This is a genomic window from Pseudomonas sp. TMW22091 (assembly GCF_022496705.1).
Taxonomy (GTDB): domain Bacteria; phylum Pseudomonadota; class Gammaproteobacteria; order Pseudomonadales; family Pseudomonadaceae; genus Aquipseudomonas; species Aquipseudomonas saxonica.
The window spans coordinates 684053-704603 of record NZ_SCFI01000001.1; the positions used below are offsets into that span (position 1 = coordinate 684053).

Annotated in this window: 18 protein-coding genes; 4 read left to right on the forward strand and 14 right to left on the reverse strand. The window is 58.6% G+C overall.

Going from position 1 to position 20551, the window contains the following annotated elements:
- Positions 1 to 2 precede the first annotated feature (2 nt).
- From tssJ to tssA, 11 genes are all read right to left on the reverse strand, one after another.
- Positions 3 to 506, reverse strand: coding sequence for a type VI secretion system lipoprotein TssJ (gene tssJ / locus EQV93_RS03155; protein ID WP_442968871.1), 504 nt, complete (start codon positions 504 to 506; stop codon positions 3 to 5).
- Entirely contained in the window at positions 503 to 1702 is a 1200-nt protein-coding gene (gene tagH / locus EQV93_RS03160; RefSeq protein WP_240890854.1) for a type VI secretion system-associated FHA domain protein TagH, read from the reverse strand. Before tagH ends, tssJ begins: the two co-directional genes overlap by 4 nt.
- Positions 1703 to 1719: 17 nt before the next feature.
- Positions 1720 to 1860: a type VI secretion protein gene (locus EQV93_RS03165; protein WP_122782034.1), complete on the reverse strand. Its 141-nt coding sequence runs from the start codon at positions 1858 to 1860 to the stop codon at positions 1720 to 1722.
- Between the two features lie 85 nt (positions 1861 to 1945).
- Positions 1946 to 3460, reverse strand: coding sequence for a sigma-54 interaction domain-containing protein (locus EQV93_RS03170; protein ID WP_240890855.1), 1515 nt, complete (start codon positions 3458 to 3460; stop codon positions 1946 to 1948).
- A 10-nt stretch (positions 3461 to 3470) separates the two neighbouring features.
- Complete coding sequence (gene tssH / locus EQV93_RS03175) at positions 3471 to 6065, reverse strand: type VI secretion system ATPase TssH (RefSeq protein ID WP_240890856.1); 2595 nt, start codon at positions 6063 to 6065, stop codon at positions 3471 to 3473.
- 6 nt (positions 6066 to 6071) lie between these two features.
- The gene (gene tssG / locus EQV93_RS03180; protein WP_122782037.1) at positions 6072 to 7079 is read right to left on the reverse strand and encodes a type VI secretion system baseplate subunit TssG; all 1008 of its coding nucleotides are present in this window, start codon (positions 7077 to 7079) and stop codon (positions 6072 to 6074) included.
- Positions 7043 to 8830: a type VI secretion system baseplate subunit TssF gene (gene tssF / locus EQV93_RS03185; RefSeq protein WP_240890857.1), complete on the reverse strand. Its 1788-nt coding sequence runs from the start codon at positions 8828 to 8830 to the stop codon at positions 7043 to 7045. Before tssF ends, tssG begins: the two co-directional genes overlap by 37 nt.
- 55 nt (positions 8831 to 8885) lie before the next feature.
- Positions 8886 to 9293, reverse strand: a complete 408-nt coding sequence (gene tssE / locus EQV93_RS03190) for a type VI secretion system baseplate subunit TssE (protein ID WP_122782039.1) — start codon at positions 9291 to 9293, stop codon at positions 8886 to 8888.
- 12 nt (positions 9294 to 9305) lie between these two features.
- A complete protein-coding gene (gene tssC / locus EQV93_RS03195; RefSeq protein WP_240890858.1) occupies positions 9306 to 10781 on the reverse strand; it encodes a type VI secretion system contractile sheath large subunit in 1476 nt (491 codons plus the stop codon).
- 28 nt (positions 10782 to 10809) lie between these two features.
- Positions 10810 to 11316 carry a type VI secretion system contractile sheath small subunit gene (gene tssB / locus EQV93_RS03200; RefSeq protein ID WP_122782041.1) on the reverse strand — a complete coding sequence of 169 codons (507 nt, stop codon included), beginning with the start codon at positions 11314 to 11316 and terminating at the stop codon, positions 10810 to 10812.
- A gap of 35 nt (positions 11317 to 11351) precedes the next feature.
- Positions 11352 to 12908, reverse strand: coding sequence for a type VI secretion system protein TssA (gene tssA / locus EQV93_RS03205; protein WP_240890859.1), 1557 nt, complete (start codon positions 12906 to 12908; stop codon positions 11352 to 11354).
- A 414-nt stretch (positions 12909 to 13322) separates the two neighbouring features.
- On the opposite strand from tssA, the gene EQV93_RS03210 reads away from it, so the two are divergent.
- The 4 genes from EQV93_RS03210 to EQV93_RS03225 all read left to right on the forward strand — a co-directional run bounded on the left by EQV93_RS03210 (position 13323) and on the right by EQV93_RS03225 (position 18443).
- Positions 13323 to 13565: an exodeoxyribonuclease VII small subunit gene (locus EQV93_RS03210; protein ID WP_122782043.1), complete on the forward strand. Its 243-nt coding sequence runs from the start codon at positions 13323 to 13325 to the stop codon at positions 13563 to 13565.
- A complete protein-coding gene (ispA, locus tag EQV93_RS03215; RefSeq protein WP_122782044.1) occupies positions 13562 to 14449 on the forward strand; it encodes a (2E,6E)-farnesyl diphosphate synthase in 888 nt (295 codons plus the stop codon). Before EQV93_RS03210 ends, ispA begins: the two co-directional genes overlap by 4 nt.
- 132 nt (positions 14450 to 14581) lie before the next feature.
- Complete coding sequence (dxs, locus tag EQV93_RS03220) at positions 14582 to 16480, forward strand: 1-deoxy-D-xylulose-5-phosphate synthase (protein ID WP_146384518.1); 1899 nt, start codon at positions 14582 to 14584, stop codon at positions 16478 to 16480.
- A gap of 118 nt (positions 16481 to 16598) precedes the next feature.
- Positions 16599 to 18443 carry a TonB-dependent receptor domain-containing protein gene (locus tag EQV93_RS03225; protein ID WP_240890860.1) on the forward strand — a complete coding sequence of 615 codons (1845 nt, stop codon included), beginning with the start codon at positions 16599 to 16601 and terminating at the stop codon, positions 18441 to 18443.
- 142 nt (positions 18444 to 18585) lie between these two features.
- On the opposite strand, the gene EQV93_RS03230 is transcribed toward EQV93_RS03225, so the two are convergent.
- Genes EQV93_RS03230 through ribA form a run of 3 tightly spaced genes read right to left on the reverse strand, consistent with a single transcriptional unit; the run spans position 18586 to position 20410 of the window.
- Entirely contained in the window at positions 18586 to 19377 is a 792-nt protein-coding gene (locus EQV93_RS03230; RefSeq protein WP_240890861.1) for a cobalamin-binding protein, read from the reverse strand.
- Positions 19377 to 19796 (reverse strand): MFS transporter, encoded by a 420-nt coding sequence (locus tag EQV93_RS03235; RefSeq protein WP_240890862.1) that lies wholly within the window; start codon positions 19794 to 19796, stop codon positions 19377 to 19379. The genes EQV93_RS03230 and EQV93_RS03235 overlap by 1 nt, the downstream gene beginning before the upstream one ends.
- Positions 19793 to 20410 carry a GTP cyclohydrolase II gene (gene ribA / locus EQV93_RS03240; protein WP_167654235.1) on the reverse strand — a complete coding sequence of 206 codons (618 nt, stop codon included), beginning with the start codon at positions 20408 to 20410 and terminating at the stop codon, positions 19793 to 19795. The genes EQV93_RS03235 and ribA overlap by 4 nt, the downstream gene beginning before the upstream one ends.
- Positions 20411 to 20551: the final 141 nt, after the last annotated feature.

Consider the following 20551-nt stretch of genomic DNA (forward strand, 5'->3'; position numbering starts at 1 on the left):
GCTCAGTTACCTCCCTGCTCATGGGCGGGGTCGGCACTGCGAATCCCGGTCTGGTCGAGCACCAGATTCGATTCAGTCAGGGCCATCGCAGTGAGCGGTACGACATAGCGCCATTGGCTTTGAGGCAGGTCGCGGTAAGCGGCCAGTACGCCGACATAGCGACTGCCGGGCTCAACACTGAGTTTGAGCTGCACTGTTTGCCCAGGGCGTAGCTCCAGCTCTTCACTGGTCACCAGGTCGGGGGCCAGTGACTCTTTAGCGCGCTCATAAAGGCTGAAGAAGTCGGCATTCTCGAAGGCGACCGGGTGTTTGAGCTCGAACAACCGAACCACCACCGGTGACGGGCGCCCATTGAGGTCAGGGTTGACCTGATCGCTTGCGCTTAAACCGAGGTTGAGTTTGGTCACACTGGAGTAAGGCGACAGCGCCGTGCAGCCAGTGAGCAGCAGTACGGCAAAAGCCAGCATGGCCTTGAGATAAAGAGGTGGGCATGGCATGCGCATCATCCTTGAGTGTCGTTGTGAAGGGTCGTAATCAGCCGCACCTGTTCTTCGTAGGCTTGCGCAAAATCGCGGGCCAACATGCGTTCACACCAGTCGTCGTCTTGTTGCAATGCCTGGTGATAACGACTGAATGCGCGCCAGCGGCTGCCAGAGGTGGCGAACCAGGGCTGATGCCCGTCGCGCTCCTGACGCAAGGTCAGTTGTTGGGGCGAGAAATGTTCAAGGCTGGCGCGCACCGCTGCGCGGCTGGCACTGAGCAGCGCGACCTGATGCGCCTGCAGGTCACGGAATGCGCGCCAGACCACTTGTTCAGCCGAGAGTTGATGAGCCTTGTGCGGCGCCAGCAGCAGGTCTAAGGCTTCGCCTGCGTCATGGGTCGACGTAAGCGGGTTGTGCCGGGTACCGGGAATAACCGTACGGGCCAACCGAAGCTGATTTTTCAGCTCGCTGCGGGTCCACAGACTTTGCTGTAAACCGGCAACCGTTTGTTTAAGCACAGTGGCGGCTTTAATGGCCAGTGCTTCTCGCCCGGCTTGCTCCATTGCCAGTACATCAACACCCAGTGCGGCTCCGAAATCGGACCAGAAGCCATCCATGTCAGGGGCTTGCGGTTCACATTCAGGCTGCGGGGTGGGTGCCTGAGTAGCGTCTACCAATTGCGGTACGCTGAGATTTTCGAAATCCAGAGGCGCGCGATCGGTGAACTGAAGGTCCATTGACGCCGGAGTGTTGTCGCTCTGCGTGACATCGAACACTGAGTAATTCAGTACCTCAGGCTCTAGCGGATCAAGCAAGGTGCCGCCCATAAACGCATCGTCCGGGATTTTTATGCCCGCGGGTTGGGGCTCCTTGGCGAGCAGTAATGCACGTTGCAACTCTTGTGGCAGGTCAGCTCGGATGACGAACCGGTCAAGAGAGTAGCGGGTGCCGTGCCCAATTCGCTCGGGCTTGTCACGGACCAGGTAGGTTCCCGTTCCATTGACCTCGACACCGTTGGTACTGGTGTCGGTGATAAAGAACGCACCGTCCAGATAGCTGATTGTGACGTGGTATTTGGATACTTTTTGCTCGCCATCGACCACCTGCCAGGTGCAATCGGCATTGCGTCCTATCACCCCGCCCTTCTCGTCAAAGCGTTTGCGCATCTCCTGCGTGGCAGTGAGTGACGGATGGCTCAGCAGCTCAAAAATCAATTCCATGTTCAGACTCCTTGCGGTCATTTGCCGCGATTGACCGCCTGCGGATCACCCAATGGGCGATAGCTGTTGTCGTTGAATTTGTAATTGCCACCACAGCCGCTCGCACCACACAGCACGGCGAGGGTCAGCAGGACGGCGTACCAGTGACGAGCAGTCATAGGGGAAGTCTCCAGGGGGTGATCAGGGCCTCGGCTTGACCCGTCGAGGGCCTTGCGGGCAAAGGCATAAAGCAGTCAGAGGGCATCACGAGGCCATCGCCTTAAAGTCATCCGGCACGATGTTCAGGCGCTCCAGTCGATACAGCAGCGTGCGTCGCGCCACGCCCAGTTCGTGAGCGGCGCGGGTCTGGTTGCCGGCGTGCTTGCGCAAACAGTCGAGTAACAGCCCGCGCTCCACGTGCTCCATCCGCGCTCGCAGGCTCAAGTGGAGGGGGACAGGGCTGACATCTCTGCGCAATGAGAAATGCTCTGCCTGTAACTCGCTGCCGTCACACAGCAGAACAGCCCGCTCAACCAGCCCTTTAAGCTCGCGAACGTTGCCGGGAAAGGCGTAGCCCGCCAGCAGGGCCAGCGCCGCATCACTCCAGAGCACAGGCTTGCGTTGCAAAAACTGACACGCCTTGTCAGCGAAGTGCCGGGCCAGCTCAAGGAGGTCGCCCTCACGCTCACGCAAGGCGGGCAATTCGATAGGGAACTGCGCAAGGCGGTAGTAAAGGTCTTCGCGAAACTGGCCTTGGCTGACCATCTCGGTCAGGTTGCGGTGGGTCGCCGCGATGATGCGTACATCGATCTTGTGCGATTCGTTGGAACCCAAGGGCCTGATTTCACCCTCCTGCAACACCCGCAGTAACTTGGCTTGCAGCGACAACGGCATGTCACCAATTTCGTCCAGCAGCAAGGTGCCACCGCTGGCCGCGTCAAATAGTCCGACACGGTCACGGTCTGCACCGGTAAACGCGCCCTTGCGGTAACCAAACAGCTCACTTTCGAGCAGGTTTTCAGGGAATGCTGCGCAGTTCTGCACAACAAAGGGCTGACTGCGGCGGGTGCTGCTGTCGTGAATCGTGCGCGCAATCACTTCTTTGCCGGTGCCGGTTTCGCCCAATAGCAACACGGTGTACGGGCTGTGGATCACTTTGTTGATCAGGCCATAGGTGCGGCGCATCACTGCACTTTTGCCCACCAGCCCGGTTGACGTAATGCTCCGTTCAGGTGGCAAGAGGACCTTTACACCCTGTTGCAGCACGCGGTGTTGCATCACGGCAAACGCCCCCAGCGCGCCTAACGATGGCGCATATCCCTGAAGCTCGACCGCCTCGTGACTGGCCGCCAACAACAGGCCTTCAACCGCGTGGTGAGCGTTCACCAGGGGTATACACAGCAGTGAGCGCCAAGGCTGGGTTTGCTGGGGTAAAAAGCCGAGGTCGTAGACCCCCGCGTTCAGATCACCGATACACACCACCCGGTTTTGGCACAGGGCAAATTGCAGCAGTTGCTCGCCGGTGTAATCAACCGGTACACCGGCGCCCTGCCGTGGTTGAGCGCTGCCTTGCCCCTGACAACACTCGGCCAGGCGTTCCAGACACTTATGAGAAGCATCGAGCACATACAGTTGGCCCAGTTCACACCCGGTAAGCGGTGCGATGGCACGCACACACGCCGAGGCCGCTGTCGCAGCGTCGCCGGCTCTGGCCACACAGGCAAACTGTTGCAACAGCAACTCGGCATAAGCCAGCGGCTGTGCAACGTGCGCGAACATCTGCGCCACCTTATGCAAACTCACACTGCACAGAGGCCATGGCGTCCAGGGTTACGTGCACGCGGGTCAAGGTTTGAGCATTGGCCATGGCTTCCAGCAAGCGATCAGCAATCAACGGCAGGACATGGGCGTCGAGCAGGTAATCGATAAGGCGCGCACCGCTGTCACTTTGCGTGCAACGTTCAGCCAGATGGTCGACCAGCCCCTGGCAATGACTGAACTGCAAGTGACGCCGCTGTAAGCGCTCGCCCAGGCGCTGGAGCTTGATTTCAACCAGCTCGCGCAGCACAGGCCCACTGACCGGGTAATAAGGCACCACGCGCATTCGGGCCAGCAACGCTGGTTTGAAATGGTTGTTGAGCACTGGGCGGATGCTTTGTTCCAGGGTTTCGGCGCTCGGCCGGGCGCCGTTTTCACACAGGGTGTTGATGCGCTCACTGGCCAGATTGGAGGTCATCAGGATCAGCGTGTTGCGAAAATCAATTTCCCGGCCCTCGCCATCATTGGCCACGCCTTTGTCGAAGATTTGATAGAACAGGTTGAGTACATCGGGATCGGCTTTTTCGACCTCATCGAGCAGCACCACGGAGTAAGGCTTCTGGCGCACGGCCTCGGTGAGCATGCCGCCCTCGCCATAACCCACGTATCCGGGGGGCGCGCCGATCAACCGCGACACGGTGTGTTTTTCCTGAAATTCGGACATGTTGATGGTGGTGATAAACCGCTCGCCGCCGTACAGCAGGTCGGCCAACGCCAGCGCGGTTTCGGTCTTGCCGACCCCGCTGGGGCCGACCAGCAGGAACACCCCGACCGGGGCATCCGGTTTATTGAGGCCCGCGGCCGTGGCGCGCATTGAGCGGTCCAGCGCCTGCACGGCCTGCTCCTGCCCCCGAATACGGTTGCGCAAGTCGCTACCAAAGCTGGCGACCTTGCTGCTGTGTTCCCGCGCCAATTGGCTGAGCGGCACACCGGTCCAGGCGCTGATGACCTCGGCGACCAGACGCGGGCACACTTCGAAGCTCACCAGCCGATCGATACTGTGGGCGTCGCTCAGCGCACGGTGAGTTTCGTTAAGCTCGGTTTCGAGGCCTGCAAGGGTTTCGCAGGCTTCTATTTGCGACGCGTCGCGGGCCTCGGCCACTTTCTGACGCAAGCTCAGAAGCCTTTGCGCCAGCGTGCGCTGTTCGTCCCAACGCACTTCTAGCGCGGCACGCTCGCTCTCAGCCTCGTCCAGCCGCTCTACCAACGCAGCCAATACTGTCTGGTCGATGAGCAACCCCGCGTCGGCATCACGTTGCATGGCCTGTTGCTGCCGACCGCCCTCGGCCAGTTCACCGCGTAAGCGTTCCAGGCGTTCCGGGGCGGCCGCCAGGCTGATTCGCACTCGGGCGCAGGCGGTGTCGAGCACGTCCACAGCTTTGTCGGGCAGTTGACGACCTGCCAGATAGCGCGCAGACAACTCGGCGGCCGCGACCACGGCGTCATCACGCAGATAGATGCCGTGGCTCTTTTCGTAAACTTGCGCCAGACCTCGCAGAATGGTCACGGCCTCACCGACTGTCGGCTCATGCAGTTGCACTGGCTGAAAACGCCGGGCCAGTGCCGGGTCTTTTTCGAAGTATTTTTTGTACTCGCCCCACGTCGTGGCTGCGATCGTGCGCAACTCGCCGCGCGCCAGCGCCGGCTTGAGCAGGTTGGCGGCATCCGAGCCGCCCACGTTGCCCCCGGCACCAATCAGGGTGTGGGCTTCGTCGATAAACAGAATGATGGGTTTGGGCGAAGCCTTGACCTCGTCGATCACGCCTTTGAGGCGACGCTCAAACTCCCCTTTGACGCTGGCCCCGGCTTGCAGCAAGCCCATGTCCAGGGAGAGTAATTCAACGCCTTGCAGCACAGCAGGCACTTCACCCGCGGCAATACGAGAAGCCAGGCCTTCGACAATCGCGGTTTTACCCACGCCCGCCTCGCCCACCACAATCGGGTTGTTTTTACGCCGACGGGCCAGTATGTCGATCATCTGGCGAATCGCATCGTCACGACACAGCACCGGGTCAAGCTGGCCTGCCCGCGCCTGTTCGGTGAGATTGTGGGTAAAACGAGCGAGCAACGATTCACCCGCAGCAGCCGGCTTGCCGTTGGCCGGCGTGTCTTGCTGTGACAGCGCAAAGCCTTTCAACCGTTCGATATCCAGCTTCGCCAGCAGCACTTGATAGCGGCTGCCTGCGTAGCGCAAAGGGTTGCGTAACAACGCCAAAATCAGTGCTGCCTGATCAACCTGACTTTGGCCCAGCTCAAGGCTGGCCACCAGCAAGGCGTCCTGTAACCACTGCACCAACTCCGGGGCGAATACCGGGTTGCGTGACGGATTGCTCTCTGCGTCCGACTGCAACGCTGCGCTCAACTGACCGGCATCAATATCGGCATCCAGCATTGCCCTTGCCAGCAGCCCTTGCGGGCGTTCGAGCAACGCCAGCAGAAGGTCTTCCACCAGAATTTTATTGGCACCCCGGGCAACACAACGTTCGGCGCAGCCTTCCAGATCACGCCGGGTTGGTGCGTCCAGTGCCTGTATCAGTTGTTGCAGGTCTACATTGATCATGGCCATGGTTCCTTAATGAATTTTGCTGGCAAGGGTGACGACGCCGTCGGCCTGTTCACGGCCCAGCCAACTGGTCCAGCCAAGGCGGCAGGGGCTGAGTTCGGCAATGCGCAATTCGCGAATTTCTTCATGTCGCAGTACCAGCCGAATGTCGTAATCCAGCGGATCTCGCAGGGTGAAACGCACCAGCGCGCACAGCGGTTGGTAACCCGTACCAATCGGCAGCAATTCGTGAAAACGTTCCCACGACAGTTGGCGGATATGAATGCGGAACTTGCCGCTGCAATCGCGTACCCGCTCCCCCAGCACCAGGCTCTCGCTGAACTGGTGATTGGCAATGCCTAAGCGGTTGCGCTGCTCTTGCAGAATGTTCACGCGCCGTTCGATGCATTGCTCGATGGTCAACTCGGCGTGCTTGAAGTAGTAGCGCAGCACCGATTCGATCAGGGCTGCGGAATGCGCGCGCAAACTCAGCAAACCCAGGTACGGCAACAAGCGTCGCCAGTTCAGTTCCTCGGCATCACGGATGGTCTCGCCACCCAAACCAATGAGGGCAAACAGCTGACTGGAAAAGGGGTCCGTCGCGCCCTTTTGAAAGCGGGCGCGGTAGCGGTATTTGCGCCAAATCGGCAGCATGAGCCGCTGTAAGCGATGGTTGAACAGATCCATAAACACGCGGGTTGGATTGCCGTCATCACTGTCACCCAGCGCCTGCTCGCAATAGAACACGGGCAAGGGCGAGCCGGCGCCCACCAGGCCCATCAAGTTGAAGCGCAGTCGCGCACGGGTTTGCCCGCGTTCAGTAAAAAACTCGACACGGTCAACGTCGCTGCCGGCAAAACCGAGGCTTGGATTTGCGGTAAATTCCACGCGCTCGTAAAGCTCGTCCTCAGAGATATCGGGGTCGCCATCGCGCAGCCGGTCAATGACCAGCAGCACCGATTGAAACAGCGAGTACTCGCGAATGCTCTGGGCCAGCCCGCTTAGAGCAGGGGCTGTAGACCCATGCGCGGTGTCCATTGGTACGTTTCTCCTTGGGTGCTCTTGACCCTCAGTTCGTGGTACGAATTGAGGCTGGCGTAGAGCGCAAAAAACTCGTTAAGCACCGACGCAAAAACGAACAGGTCGCCTTCACCGATGTAGCCTTGCGGGTCGATGATCAGCTCGGTACGCAGGCCCCGCAGTGGCAAGCCGCGGTGCAGCCGGTCAACGTGTTCGTGACGAATCGACTGGAGGCCGCCGAGCAGGCGCTTACTGACTCGCTCGGCGTGCTCGTCGTAGTAACGTGGCAAGTCGTAGGTTTCGAGAATCACCTTCAAGGCATCCACGTTGGCCAGCGACAAGTAGTTAAGGGACATGTTGCTGATCAGCTTCCAGAGGAAGTCACGGGTCAGCGGCGGCGCATAGCTGGCCGTGACTGCGGTGATATTGCTGAACTCCAGGTATTCGGGCGTACCCGGGCTGGCCAGGCAGATATCACCCGGGTTCAAGCTTCTGGGCAGGTTCTGGTTGGTGCAGGTCAGCTCTATGGAAAGGGTTTCGCTTTCTTCAGGCTGGCGGGCGCCAAAGCTCAGGTAGGTGTCGAGCCCCTCATGCAGCAGTGCCGTGCGCTGGCGCACGCTGTAATGGGCCTGTTTTTTGAGCACGTCAAAACTGGGGTCGTGCTCAAAGGACTCGAACGGCACATAGTCCTGCAAACCGCTGCCAGCGACTTTCCAGCCTGTCACCTTGTCGACCGAGAACACACCGCAATGCTCTAGCCCCAAGCGTGAAGGCATCAGCAGGTATTCGTCCTGCTTGCCATCCAGGCGGGTCGGCATCGCATCGTGGGTAAAGAGGTTGACGATGGGTGTGCAGTACAACTTTACGTTTTGCAGGGTGGGCTGCAGGCGCTGGGTGCTGCTTTTGCGAATATCGAAACGCAGCTCCAGCCCGCGCACCTTTTGGAGGTTGTCTTCAGACAGGGTCGCCAGCCGGTCCAGCCCGTCCAGGTCGACAAACAGAAACTTGTCCTGAAAGGCGAAGTACTCCTGCAAATAGCGATAACCGCGAAAGGTATTCAGTGGGTAAGGGATCAACGCTTCTTCTTCGGCAAACCCCACAGGCTGAACACGCTCAGGGCCAAGCGTGAAGGTCAGCGGAGAATTGTCCGCGTCAGTCAATCCCTTCCCTTGGGCATCCAGGGGCACCAGCACAATGTCGTGCAGATGGCGTAATAATCCGAGGTAGAGCATTTGACTGATGTATCGCTCGCCCGCCAGATGCAAGCGCAAGCGGCTTAGCTTCAGTTCGCCCAAATGACCGTCACAGGTCATGTCCAGACGCAGGCTTAACATCGAGCCTTCACCTTTGACCGAGTGTTTGAGCTCAACCAGCTGCAAGGGCAATATCTCGGTCGGGTAGCAGGTTCTGAACTGACAGTTCACCCCCTCTACAGGCTTGCTCTCCACGCGGGTTTCGCGCTCGACGAGCAATGCAGGACCAGGGCGTTGGAGCGGTTGAAATTGCAACATGCTGAATGCCGGCAGCGGGCGCATGTAATTGGGCCATAGCAACTGCATCAGTGAATGGCTCAGCTCAGGCAACTCGTCATCCAGCTTTTGACGCAGACGCCCGGTCAAAAACGCAAAACCTTCCAGCAGCCGTTCGACATCCGGGTCGCGCCCCGCCTGCCCCAAAAACGGCGCCAACGCCGGGCTACGCTCGGCAAAAAGGCTTCCCAACTGACGTAGTGCAGTCAATTCGCTTTGGTAGTAATGGTTAAAGGACACGGCGTTACCTGTTAATAGTCGGCTGCTACAGACATTGAAAAACCTTCACAGAGCTTCACGTGACCTTGACCTCGCCACTGCCATTGAGCTCTGCCGTGAAACCGACATGGCGCTTGAACCCTTCAACTTGCAGCCAGCCTTCAATGCTGAAGGACAGCTTGAGCTCGCTGTCGCCTTTAGCCAGCGGCTTGACCTGCACCTGACTGAGGCGCGGTTCGTAGCGGGCGATGAATGATTCGATGGCCTGACGTGCCTGAGCCAGCGAGTCATGCAGGCTCAGGCGCATGTCGTTAAGGTCGGGCAACCCGTAGTCGGGCAGCGTTTGCACGCTGCCCGCCCGGGTGCTGAGCATCTTGGCCAGATGGGCAGCCACGGACGCCAGGACGCTGTCTTCCCGACGCAGGGTGCTGCGGGTATGCGCGTCGTCGCCCAGGCGCTCGAAAAGACTGCCGTATCCAGTCATGAGCGGCTCCCCTTACTCTTTGTCCAGCTTGCCAACCAGCGACAAGGTGAAGTCAGCGCCCATGTACTTGAAATGTGGGCGCACGTTGAGGCTCACGCGGTACCAGCCAGGTTCGCCTTCTACGTCGCTGACGGTGATCTGTGCGGCACGCAACGGACGGCGGCCACGCACTTCAGCGCCCGGGTTCTCTTGATCGGCGACGTACTGACGGATCCATTTGTTGAGTTCCAGCTCAAGGTCGGAACGCTCCTTCCACGAACCCAACTGCTCGCGCTGCAAGACTTTCAAGTAATGCGCCAGCCGGTTGATGATCATCATGTAAGGCAGTTGAGTGCCGAGCTTGTAGTTCAACTCGGCCTCTTTGCCTTCTGCACTGATGCCGAAGTTCTTGGGTTTTTGCACTGAGCTGGCCGAGAAGAACGCAGCGTTGTCACTGCCTTTACGCATGGTCAGGGAAATAAAACCTTCCTCGGCCAACTCGTATTCACGGCGATCGGACACCAGGACTTCGGTGGGTATTTTGGTTTCGATTTCGCCCATGCTTTCGAAGTGGTGCAACGGCAGGTCTTCGACCGCCCCGCCGCTTTGCGGGCCGATGATGTTCGGGCACCAGCGGAACTTGGCGAAACTGTCGGTCAGCCTGGACGCGAAGGTGTACGCGGTGTTGCCCCACAGGTAATGCTCATGGCTGTTGGCAACGGTTTCTTTGTAGACGAAGGTTTTGACCGGGTTTTCTTCAGGGTCGTAAGGGTTGCGCAACAGAAAGCGCGGAACCGTGAGGGCCATGTAGCGAGCATCTTCGGACTCACGAAAGCTCTGCCATTTGGCAAATTGCGGCCCGGCAAAATGGTCTTTCAGGTCTTTGAGGTTGGGCATGCCGGTGAAGCTTTCAATGCCGAAGAATTTCGGCCCGGCAGCGGCAATGAACGGCGCATGAGACATGCACGCCACACTGGACACGTACTGCATGAGCTTCACGTCGGGAGAGCTGGGGGTCATGTAGTAGTTGGCGATAATCGCGCCCACCGGCTCGCCACCGAACTGGCCATATTCAGCGGTATAAATATGTTTGTAGAGGCCCGACTGCATGACTTCGGGGGAGTCTTCAAAATCGTCCAGCAGGTCTTCTTTGGAGACGTTGAGAATTTCGATCTTGATGTTTTCACGGAAGTTGGTGCGATCGACCAACAACTGCAAGCCACGCCACGCCGATTCCAGCGACTGGAACGCTGGGTGATGGAGAATTTCGTCCATCTGCAGGCTTAGTTTTGCATCGATCTCTGCGATCATGCGATCAACCATGGCCTTCTTGACCGGCTCGCCCTTGTTATGTGGCTTGAGCAGCTCTTCGATAAACGCCGCCACGCCGCGCTTGGCAATGTCATAGGCATCGTCTTCGGGAGTGAGTCGGGTTTGCGCGATGATGTCGTCAAGGACGCTGTGCGACACGCTTTGATTGTCAGTTTGCTGGGTGGCACGGGTGCTCATATAGTGACTTCCTTTGCTGATAGAGGGCTCAAACGTCAGAGGCCGGAGTGACGACCAAGTCGAGTTCGCTCAGTACGCGAGCGCGGGATTCGTCATCTGCCAGTACGCCTTCAATCGCCTTGCGAAAGCTCGGCGCATTACCCAGCGGGCCCTTCAGCGCCACCAGTGCGTCTCGCAGCTCCATTAGCTTTTTAAGCTCCGGGACTTGATTCACCAGGCTGGCCGGGGTGAAGTCCTTCATTGCCCGGATACTCAGCGCAATCGCCAGCTCATCCGCACCGCCTTCGTCCTGAAGGCGATTAGGCACGCCCATGCTTAACTCCAGGCCTTGCTTGGAAAGCACCTCGTCAAAGGTCATTTTGTCGATGGAAATAGGCTTGCGGTCTTCAAGCTTTCGATCATCAAAACGATGGATATAGTCGCCGACCACGAGCAGTTTGAGCGGCAGTTCGATTTCTTCCTGAGCCCCTCCAGTCGCGGGTTTGAACGTGATGTTGATACGTTCCTTGGGGGCTACCGAGCTTTCTTTGGCCATGACGTTTTTTCCTTGCGTGTGAGCGGCCCTGAGGCCTATTCGAGTACCACTTCCAGATCGAGGTGGCACAACCTGCGATACATCTCATCCTTGCGTTCTCGCACTTCGTGGTTCTGCGGCAGGAGCTCGCAGCAGCGATGTAGAAGACGCAAAACTTCAAGAACCAGATCGGGCTCCCATGCCTGTAGCCCGTTGCGATGGAGTTGCTGGTCAAGCATTTCGAGCTGGGTCTTGGCCAGTTCGTATTTCTTGGCCTGAAAGCACAGGCGGGCGAGGGTCATCTGCCAAAAGAAACGCACTCTCTCGCCTTGAACACCGCTCTGGGCGCGCTTGAGCAATTGCACCGCGGGTTTAAAACCACTGTCGCGAAACTCGGTCATCGCCGCTTCAAGCGCGATCTCCCATGCCGGCATCTGGGCCACCGTAGCCACCGCCAGTGACTCGCTCGGGGCCTGAAGATGGGGCATCACCTGAGCAGCAATCCAGGTGCGGGTCTGCAGGTCGGCGAACGGCGCACCGTCGTTAAAACGCAGTTCCACAAGCCCAGGCAGGCGCTGGAGCAACAGTGCCAAATGGTGCTCGACCTCACGCATGGCACCATCGGCTTTCAACGCGTGCAGGCACTCCCAGACCATGCGCTGACCGTCGAGCCAAAAGGGTGATTTGGTGAGGCTGGTCTCAAGGTCGACCAACACATCGGCAAACTGCCCCTGAGCAAACCGCTCCTTGTAACTTTTGAGCTTGTCTGCGGGCAGTCCACGCAATTGGGTGATGTGCTCCAGGTTGCGCTCCGGGGTGACGTCGATGGCCAGCCAAGTCAGGGTGCGATTCAGACGTAACGCCCGCGCATCGCTGGCCTGCTGTTTCAACCACCACACACACAGTGGGCGGGCAACTTCCTGCAAGCCACGCAACGCTTTGTGTGCGTCTTTTTCGTTATTGATTGGGGCCGCGGGCTCCAGTAACTGCGAGGCAACTTGCTTGACCTGCGCCACTGCTGCCGCAATCGAGCCTGAGTCGGGCAGGCTTTCTGCGGCGCGCTGAACCATGCGCCCCAAGCGGCGGCAAACCGGTAACAGCAAAGGCACGTCATCGCCCATGTGCTGAGCCAGCATGCTCTCCAGCTCCAACAACAGCTCAACCATGTGCTTGAAAAGCGGCAGTTGCTCTTTGATCGGGATGCTTTCGTTGAGCACCAGATCCAGGCGGGACGACAACCAACTGATAGTCGCGCCACGGGTGCGCACCTTCAAAGGGTGTATGTCTGCCCAATGGTGCTTGCACAGGTAATGCAGCAGCCCCAGCCCGGCCAGTAACCCTTGATACGACTCTCTCTGATACAACGCCCAGGTAAGCCAGACGCCGGCACGCAAGTCTTTGGAGTGGTCTCGCAGCAAAGCCTCGCTCTGCTCCATCACGACAAACCAGTCGACCTGGTTTTGCTCATGCATGGACTGCGATTTGCCCAACTCAAGCTCCAGCGCCTCGAACTCATTCGAATAGCGCACGTCGCTACCCGCGAAGTTATCTTTGAACACGGGCGTTTTAGCCAAGTCGATGTGGCGAGCAAACAGCTTGCTGGAGTAAGTCATCGCTTCTCGCACCCCGAACTCGGGCGCATTTCGAAAACCATGCAAAAGCTAAAGGGATTGTTCACTGCTCTCGACCGACTCCATTCAAGTGGCGAGACCTTAGGCGATAGTTCAAAAGAAAAATGTCGGAATTTTCTGCAATTTCGAAAGAAAGTTCCGCGAACCAAAAAAAACAGCAAACCCCCGATTTGTAAGGGCCAATCGCACATTATCTCGACTTCTTTCCTACAGCTTTTGGTGTGAAAACATACGAAGGATTGAGCAGCGGTACGTAGCCTTCATAACGAAGTGAGAAAAGGTTGGATTCAAACAGAGCCATCCCACGCCAGGACTTCATGAGCAGCCTTCCGATTTGCCCCAAACCCCGGTGTCTGCTAGTGTCGGCCGGTTAAAAAGCCTACCGAGACCGCCGCTATGGCCCGCAAAAAAACGCCCCTTGACTTCGAACAATCTTTAGCCGACCTGCAAACGCTGGTTGAGCGTCTGGAAAATGGCGAGTTGTCACTGGAAGACTCCCTGACCGCCTTCGAACAAGGCATCCGCCTGACGCGAGATTGCCAGGGCGCACTGGCTCAAGCCGAACAGAAAGTGCAGATCCTGCTTGAGCGTGATGGTGAGTTGGCGCAAGAGCCCTTTGATGCGGAACAGCCCGAATGATTGATGCTTACCAGACCAGCAGCCAGGCACGTGTCAATGCGGCGCTTGAGCACTTGTTTGTAGCTCCGGCACCTGAGCTGGCCAGGCTTTACGAGGCCATGCGCTACAGCGTGATGAATGGTGGCAAACGGGTGAGACCGCTGCTGGCTTATGCAGCCTGCGAAGCGCTGGGTGTTGCTCCTGAACGAGCAAATGGCGCGGCCTGTGCGGTAGAGCTCATCCACGCCTATTCGCTGGTGCATGACGATTTGCCGGCGATGGACGATGACGATTTGCGCCGTGGCCAACCGACCACCCATAAAGCCTTTGACGAAGCCTGCGCCATCCTTGCGGGTGATGGCCTGCAAAGCTTGGCGTTCAGCACCCTGCTCGACCCGCAACTCAATACGCTGGACGCCGATACGCGCTTGCAGATGGTCTCGGCGTTGGCGTTGGCCGCAGGCCCGGCAGGCATGGTCGGCGGTCAGGCCATTGACCTGGGGTCGGTCGGAATCAAGCTCGACCGCACAGCCCTTGAGTTCATGCACCGGCACAAAACCGGCGCTCTGATCGAAGCCAGCGTGCAACTCGGGGCGCTTGCAAGTGGTCGCTCTACTGCTGCCGACCTGGCTGCGCTCAACAGCTATGCACGGGCGATTGGTCTGGCGTTTCAGGTACAGGACGACATTCTCGATGTTGAAAGCGATACCGCTACCCTGGGCAAACGCCAAGGCGCTGATATTGCCAGAGACAAACCCACCTACCCTGCACTGATGGGGCTAGAGGGGGCAAAAGACTATGCCTTGGAGTTACGCGATCAAGCACTGAAAGCGTTGCAAACTTTTGACACAGCTGCAGACCCATTACGCGCACTGGCACGCTATATCGTGGATCGCCGCCACTAACAGGTCGTAAAACCCAGTTATTTCTGACAGTTTCTAATGCCAAGGTCTGACTAACGAATGCCAGACTGCGTGGGCAGGTTACGTTCCATGAGGTAAACTGCGGCTTCTTTTATATCTATAACGATTCGCCTGATGCCAACGACGTTTCAAGAGATTCCCCGCACGCGCCCAACCACTCCTCTGCTCGACCGGGCGGGCACGCCTGTGGGCCTGCGCCGACTGGCCGAAGCCGAGCTGGAAACGCTGGCCGATGAACTGCGCCAGGAACTGCTCTACACCGTCGGCCAGACGGGCGGGCATTTTGGTGCCGGCCTGGGTGTTATTGAACTGACGATTGCCCTGCACTATGTGTTCGACACCCCGGATGACCGGTTGGTGTGGGATGTGGGCCATCAGGCGTATCCGCACAAAATCCTCACCGGTCGCCGTGAGCTGATGCACAGTCTGCGCCAGAAGGACGGCATTGCCGCCTTCCCGCGCCGTACTGAGAGTGAGTACGACACCTTTGGCGTTGGCCACTCCAGCACCTCTATCAGCGCAGCGCTGGGCATGGCCATTGCCGCCCGCCTGCAAAACAGCGAGCGTAAAGCGATTGCTGTGATTGGTGACGGCGCGCTGACGGCGGGCATGGCGTTTGAAGCGCTGAACCATGCGCCTGAAGTTGATGCCAACATGCTGGTGATTCTCAACGACAACGACATGTCGATCTCGCGCAATGTCGGTGGTTTGTCCAATTACCTGGCCAAAATCCTGTCGAGCCGCACCTACGCCAGCATGCGTGAAGGCAGCAAGAAAGTGCTGTCACGCCTGCCGGGCGCCTGGGAGATTGCCCGCCGTACCGAAGAGTACGCCAAGGGCATGCTGGTCCCCGGCACGCTCTTCGAAGAGCTGGGCTGGAACTACATCGGCCCTATCGATGGCCACGACCTGCCGACCCTGATCGCGACGCTGCGCAATATGCGCGACCTTAAAGGTCCGCAGTTCCTGCATATCGTGACCAAAAAGGGTAAGGGCTTCGCCCCGGCCGAAGCGGACCCGATCGGTTATCACGCCATCACCAAACTTGAACCGCTGGACGCGCCAAAAGCGGCTCCAAAAGTCGCCAGCGGACCAAAGTACTCAGCAGTGTTCGGCGAGTGGCTGTGTGACATGGCTGCGGCAGACCCGCGTCTTGTCGGCATTACCCCGGCGATGAAAGAAGGTTCGGACCTGATCGCTTTCAGCGAGCGCTTCCCGCTGCGTTATTTCGACGTAGCGATTGCCGAGCAGCATGCGGTCACCTTAGCGGCCGGCATGGCCTGCGAAGGCGCAAAGCCGGTTGTTGCGATTTACTCGACCTTCTTGCAGCGCGGCTATGACCAGTTGGTGCATGACGTTGCCGTGCAGAACCTGGATGTACTGTTTGCCATCGACCGTGCCGGTCTGGTGGGTGAAGACGGCCCGACTCACGCCGGCAGCTTCGACCTCTCCTACCTGCGCTGCATTCCGGGCATGGTCATCATGACCCCAAGCGACGAAAACGAACTGCGCAAAATGCTCACCACCGGGCATCTGTACAACGGCCCTGCAGCCGTTCGCTACCCGCGCGGCACCGGCCCGAATGCGCCAATCGAAAAAACCCTGGAACCGCTGGAAATCGGTAAAGGTGTCATTCGCCGCCAGGGCAACAAAGTTGCGCTGCTGGTATTCGGCGTACAGCTGGCTGAAGCCCTGCAAGTGGCGGAAAAAATCGACGCGACCGTGGTCGACATGCGCTTCGTCAAACCGATGGATGAAACACTGGTTCGCGAAATGGCCGACAGCCATGAGCTGCTGGTAACCATTGAAGAAAACGCCATCATGGGCGGCGCGGGTTCGGCTGTCAGTGAGTTCCTGGCCCGTGAAAACGTGCTGATGCCTGTACTGCACCTGGGTTTGCCGGATGTGTACGTCGAGCATGCCAAACCTAGCCAGATGCTGGCGGAATGCGGACTGGATGCTGCGGGCATTGAAGCCTCAGTGCGTGAGCGAATGGCGTTGTTGGGGTTGTAACCCGAACTGCTGACGTGTAGCCGCTGCCGCAGGCTGCGATGGGTTGCGTAGCGACCCCGTTGTAGAAGGCCCTGTGGCCCTTATCGCAGCCTGCGGCAGCGGCTACAGAGTTGACACCATGAAACGCCTCGTACTGTTACTTGGATTTATCCCCGCCAGCCAACTGCTCGCCGACACCCTTGAACGCGAAAATGCACTCAAGCTCCCGCAAACACTGATCACCGGCAATCGACAGGTTGAAGCGCGCTCGGACAGTACCAGCGCCAACAGCGTGTTCACCCGTGACGATATCGACCGCCTGCAACCCACCAGCCTGACGGATCTGTTAAGCCGGGTTCCCGGTGTGCAAGTCGCACGCAGTGGCGGGCGTGGAGCGTTGCCGGGTATCTATATTCGCGGCACCAAATCGGCGCAAAGCCTGGTGCTGGTGGACGGCCAGCGCATGGCCAACGCCACGTCAGCGGACAGCAACCTGCAATACCTGAACATTGACCAAATCGAGCGTGTGGAAGTCCTGCGCGGCTCGCGTTCGGTGATCTATGGCAGCGATGCGATTGGTGGGGTGATTCAGATTTTTACCCGCCGGGGTGCAGTTCACGCCCCTCAGCTACGGCTGCACAGTGCCGTGGGCAGTTACGGCAGCACGCTGAACAGCCTCGGCCTTTCCGGGGGTGATACGCAAACCCGTTATAACCTGAGCGCCAGCCTCGAAAACACGGCGGGGATTAATCGCACTACCGTGTCGTACCCGGTGGATAACGACCACGACGCGTACCGCAATAAGTCCGTGAGCTTGAATCTCAGCCACAACCTTACTGATGCCGTCGAAGTAGGCATCAGTGCCATTAAAAACACCGGCAAAACCGAGCTGGACGCCATGTTCGGGCAAAAGGGTTACAGCGACTTTGATATCAGCAGTGTCGGCGGCTTTATCGACGCGCAAATCAACGATCGCTGGAACTCACGTGTCGAATGGGGTCATAGCGAAAACCGCGAGAAGACCCGGGACAAACTCAGCCCGGATCTTTACGCGTTCAATACCTATCGCGACTCGCTGAACTGGCAAAACAACCTGACACTCAATGATCAGCACAGCCTGATTGTGGGTGCCGACAGCTATGAAGACCGCGTGCGCAGCAGCACCGTTTTCGACGAAGACAGCCGCTGGAACCGCGCCGTGTTTGTTCAACACCGCTTTCATGGGGATTACTTTTCGACCGAGTTAGGCGTGCGCCACGATCAGAACCAGCAGTTCGGCAGTCACAACACCTGGAGCGCGAGTCTGAGCGTACCGCTCAATGTGGACAACGAGGTGCTGCTGTCTTACAGCGAAGGGTTCAGGGCGCCGACCTTTAACGATTTGTACTACCCGCAATATGGCAATTCGGCTCTCAAACCTGAATATTCAAAAAGTTACGAGCTGCAATGGCGCAGCCAGTTGACTGACAGCAGTCGCCTGGAAACGTCGGTATATCGCACCGACATTCGTGATGCGATCGTGGCTGACGCCGATTTCATTCAGCAGAATATTGGTGCCGCACGGATCACCGGGTTTGAAAGCGCATTGCATCAGGAGTGGTTCGGCTGGCAGAGCAGTCTGGGCGTGGCCATTATCGACCCGCGGGATCGCGATACCGGTCATACCTTAAGCCGCCGCGCGCGGCGTACTGTGAGCCTGGATCTGGACCGCCAGTTCGACCGCCTGGGTGTCGGGGCCAGCTGGCAAGCGGTGAGTAACAGCTTTAATGACGACGACAACAAGCAACCGATTGGTGGCTACGGGTTGCTGGGGCTGCGCGGCAACTGGATCGCTAGCCCAGAGGTACGGCTGGAGTTGAAAGTCGACAACCTGTTGGACAAATCCTTTACCCGAGCGCTCTACAGCTATGACGGCAATTATTATGGCTATCGCGAAGAGCGCCGCAGTGTGCAATTGGCCGTCACCTGGACCCCCACCCTTTAACTGCCCAACCTGTAGCCGCTGCCGAAGGCTGCGATCGAGCGCGAAGCGGTCGCTACGTAGGGCACCTTGATATCTCAAGTTTTACGACGGCTTCGCCGCCGATCGCAGCCTTCGTTCCTCGTCAGCGGCTACGGAGGGCGCGTTAGCGCTTTAGTTGTTCACACAGCTTCGCGGTCGCTTCAATCATCTGCCCGCTTGGCCGCTCAAGGCCTTTGTCCTTCAACAGCAGCAGACGCCCATGCTTGACCGCATCGAGTTGCGGCCAGACCTTCCAGGCATCCAGCTGCGCCTGGCTGCCAGCAATGATCACTTCGGGATTACGCTGCAACACCGACTCGATACTGACCTGCGGCGCCGGGAGCTTTAGGTCGTCAAAGACGTTCCTCGCTCCACACACCGCCAGGGCGTCGCTGATAATCTGGCCTGCGCCTACGGTGTAGAGCGGCTGATCCCAGACTTGATAAAACACCCGCAACGGTTTGTCGCGCCGGTACTCGGCTCGCAGTTGAGCCAGACGCTCGCGCAGCTGTGCCGCCACCGCTTGCCCGCGTTCGGGCCGGTTCAAGACGCGCGACAAGGCTTCAATCTGGTTCGCCAGTTGATCAAGGCTGTTGGGTTCGGCGATGTAGGTGGGCAAATTTAGCCGGTGCAGTTGCTCACGCTGAGCAGCACCAACGCTGCCGGGCCAGAGCAGGATGAGATCGGGTTGCAGGCTGAGCAAACGCTCCATGTTCAACTGACCATAGCGACCCACCGAAGGCACATCAGCCAATGCCGGTGATGACTCGCCGGCATCCAGCCGACCCACCAGCAAATCGGCTGCCCCCAGCTCGACCACCATTTCAGTCAAGGACGGCGCCAGGCTCACCACGCGCGAGGCCGCCATGGCCGGAATGCCTAACGCCAGCAGCAATACCGCCAGCCCGATACGCATCAGCCGATCTGACGCGGTATGCGGTAGAGGTAAAACAGCAGCAGCGTGGAGACCACCAGCAGCAGCAATGGCACGCCTTCAAGACCGACAAACACGGCCAGCGTGGCCATCCAGGTCGGCAAGCCCGCCACCAGCAACGCCGGATAACGCACCCGTGCGAGCGTCGCCCAGGCAGCAGGCTCTTGCGGGGTGTCCAACGATTTTTGCAGGGCGATCAACGCGTGTTTGTAAGGCCCGAAGAACCGCAGCGTGACAAACATGGAGGCAACACCGGCGATGAAAAGCGGCATTTTCAGAAAGGGCAGCAAGGGGGGCGATTCGCCAAAGAAAATCTCAGCCAACAATAAGGGCAGCATCGTAAGCACAAGCTGCTGCCACCAACTGAAGCTCAAACGTCGGCGAATCTGACCCCGGGTCACGCGGGATCGGCTTCGCTTTGATGCTGATTGCCCATCATGTGCCCGAGTTTGCTGGCTTTGGTCGCCAGATACAGCTTGTTGTGCGGGTTTTGGCCCGTGTGCAGCGGAACACGCTCGGCCACGGTGATGCCCATGTCGGTCAAGGCTTTGACTTTGCGCGGGTTGTTGGTCATCAAACGCAGCGACTTCACACCCAGATGCTCCAGCATCGGCAAGCAGATGGCGTAGTCGCGCTGATCGGCAGCGAAGCCCAGACGCTCATTGGCTTCCACGGTATCTGCACCGCCGTCCTGTAACTCGTAGGCGCGGATTTTATTCAGCAAGCCAATTCCACGGCCTTCCTGACGCAGATACAGCAATACGCCACGACCTTCACGCGCAATCGCTTGCAACGCGGCTTCGAGCTGCGAGCCGCAGTCACAGCGCTGGCTGAACAAGGCATCGCCCGTCAGGCATTCGGAGTGGATCCGGCCCAATACCGGCGCCCCGTCTGCCACGTCGCCCAAACTGAGCACAACGTGTTCACGACCTGTGGCCTTCTCTAGGAAGCCATTCATGGTGAATTCGGCAAAAGGGGTGGGAAGTTTGCATGCGGCAACAAAAGCGACGGGCACCGTGTGCTCCTGATCAATTTGAGTACTGGATATTCGCAGAGGCGGCATTGTAACAGGACGTTCCTACAGACGCTTAGGCTGAATTGTGGAGGATAAATATCAAAAAGTTTGATGTCTTGCTGCACACGATTTCGTAGCAGC

What these genes read in the sequence shown, in the direction of transcription:
- tssA (WP_240890859.1), bottom strand. Translation starts at nt 12,908, where the DNA reads ATGACTTACTCCAGCAAGCTGTTTGCTCGCCACATCGACTTGGCTAAA.
- tssC (WP_240890858.1), bottom strand. Translation starts at nt 10,781, where the DNA reads ATGAGCACCCGTGCCACCCAGCAAACTGACAATCAAAGCGTGTCGCAC.
- tssG (WP_122782037.1), bottom strand. Translation starts at nt 7,079, where the DNA reads ATGGACACCGCGCATGGGTCTACAGCCCCTGCTCTAAGCGGGCTGGCC.
- EQV93_RS03165 (WP_122782034.1), bottom strand. Translation starts at nt 1,860, where the DNA reads ATGACTGCTCGTCACTGGTACGCCGTCCTGCTGACCCTCGCCGTGCTG.
- tssE (WP_122782039.1), bottom strand. Translation starts at nt 9,293, where the DNA reads ATGACTGGATACGGCAGTCTTTTCGAGCGCCTGGGCGACGACGCGCAT.
- EQV93_RS03170 (WP_240890855.1), bottom strand. Translation starts at nt 3,460, where the DNA reads ATGTTCGCGCACGTTGCACAGCCGCTGGCTTATGCCGAGTTGCTGTTG.
- tssH (WP_240890856.1), bottom strand. Translation starts at nt 6,065, where the DNA reads ATGGCCATGATCAATGTAGACCTGCAACAACTGATACAGGCACTGGAC.
- tagH (WP_240890854.1), bottom strand. Translation starts at nt 1,702, where the DNA reads ATGGAATTGATTTTTGAGCTGCTGAGCCATCCGTCACTCACTGCCACG.
- tssJ (WP_442968871.1), bottom strand. Translation starts at nt 506, where the DNA reads ATGATGCGCATGCCATGCCCACCTCTTTATCTCAAGGCCATGCTGGCT.
- tssB (WP_122782041.1), bottom strand. Translation starts at nt 11,316, where the DNA reads ATGGCCAAAGAAAGCTCGGTAGCCCCCAAGGAACGTATCAACATCACG.
- EQV93_RS03210 (WP_122782043.1), top strand. Translation starts at nt 13,323, where the DNA reads ATGGCCCGCAAAAAAACGCCCCTTGACTTCGAACAATCTTTAGCCGAC.
- dxs (WP_146384518.1), top strand. Translation starts at nt 14,582, where the DNA reads ATGCCAACGACGTTTCAAGAGATTCCCCGCACGCGCCCAACCACTCCT.
- ispA (WP_122782044.1), top strand. Translation starts at nt 13,562, where the DNA reads ATGATTGATGCTTACCAGACCAGCAGCCAGGCACGTGTCAATGCGGCG.
- EQV93_RS03225 (WP_240890860.1), top strand. Translation starts at nt 16,599, where the DNA reads ATGAAACGCCTCGTACTGTTACTTGGATTTATCCCCGCCAGCCAACTG.
- EQV93_RS03230 (WP_240890861.1), bottom strand. Translation starts at nt 19,377, where the DNA reads ATGCGTATCGGGCTGGCGGTATTGCTGCTGGCGTTAGGCATTCCGGCC.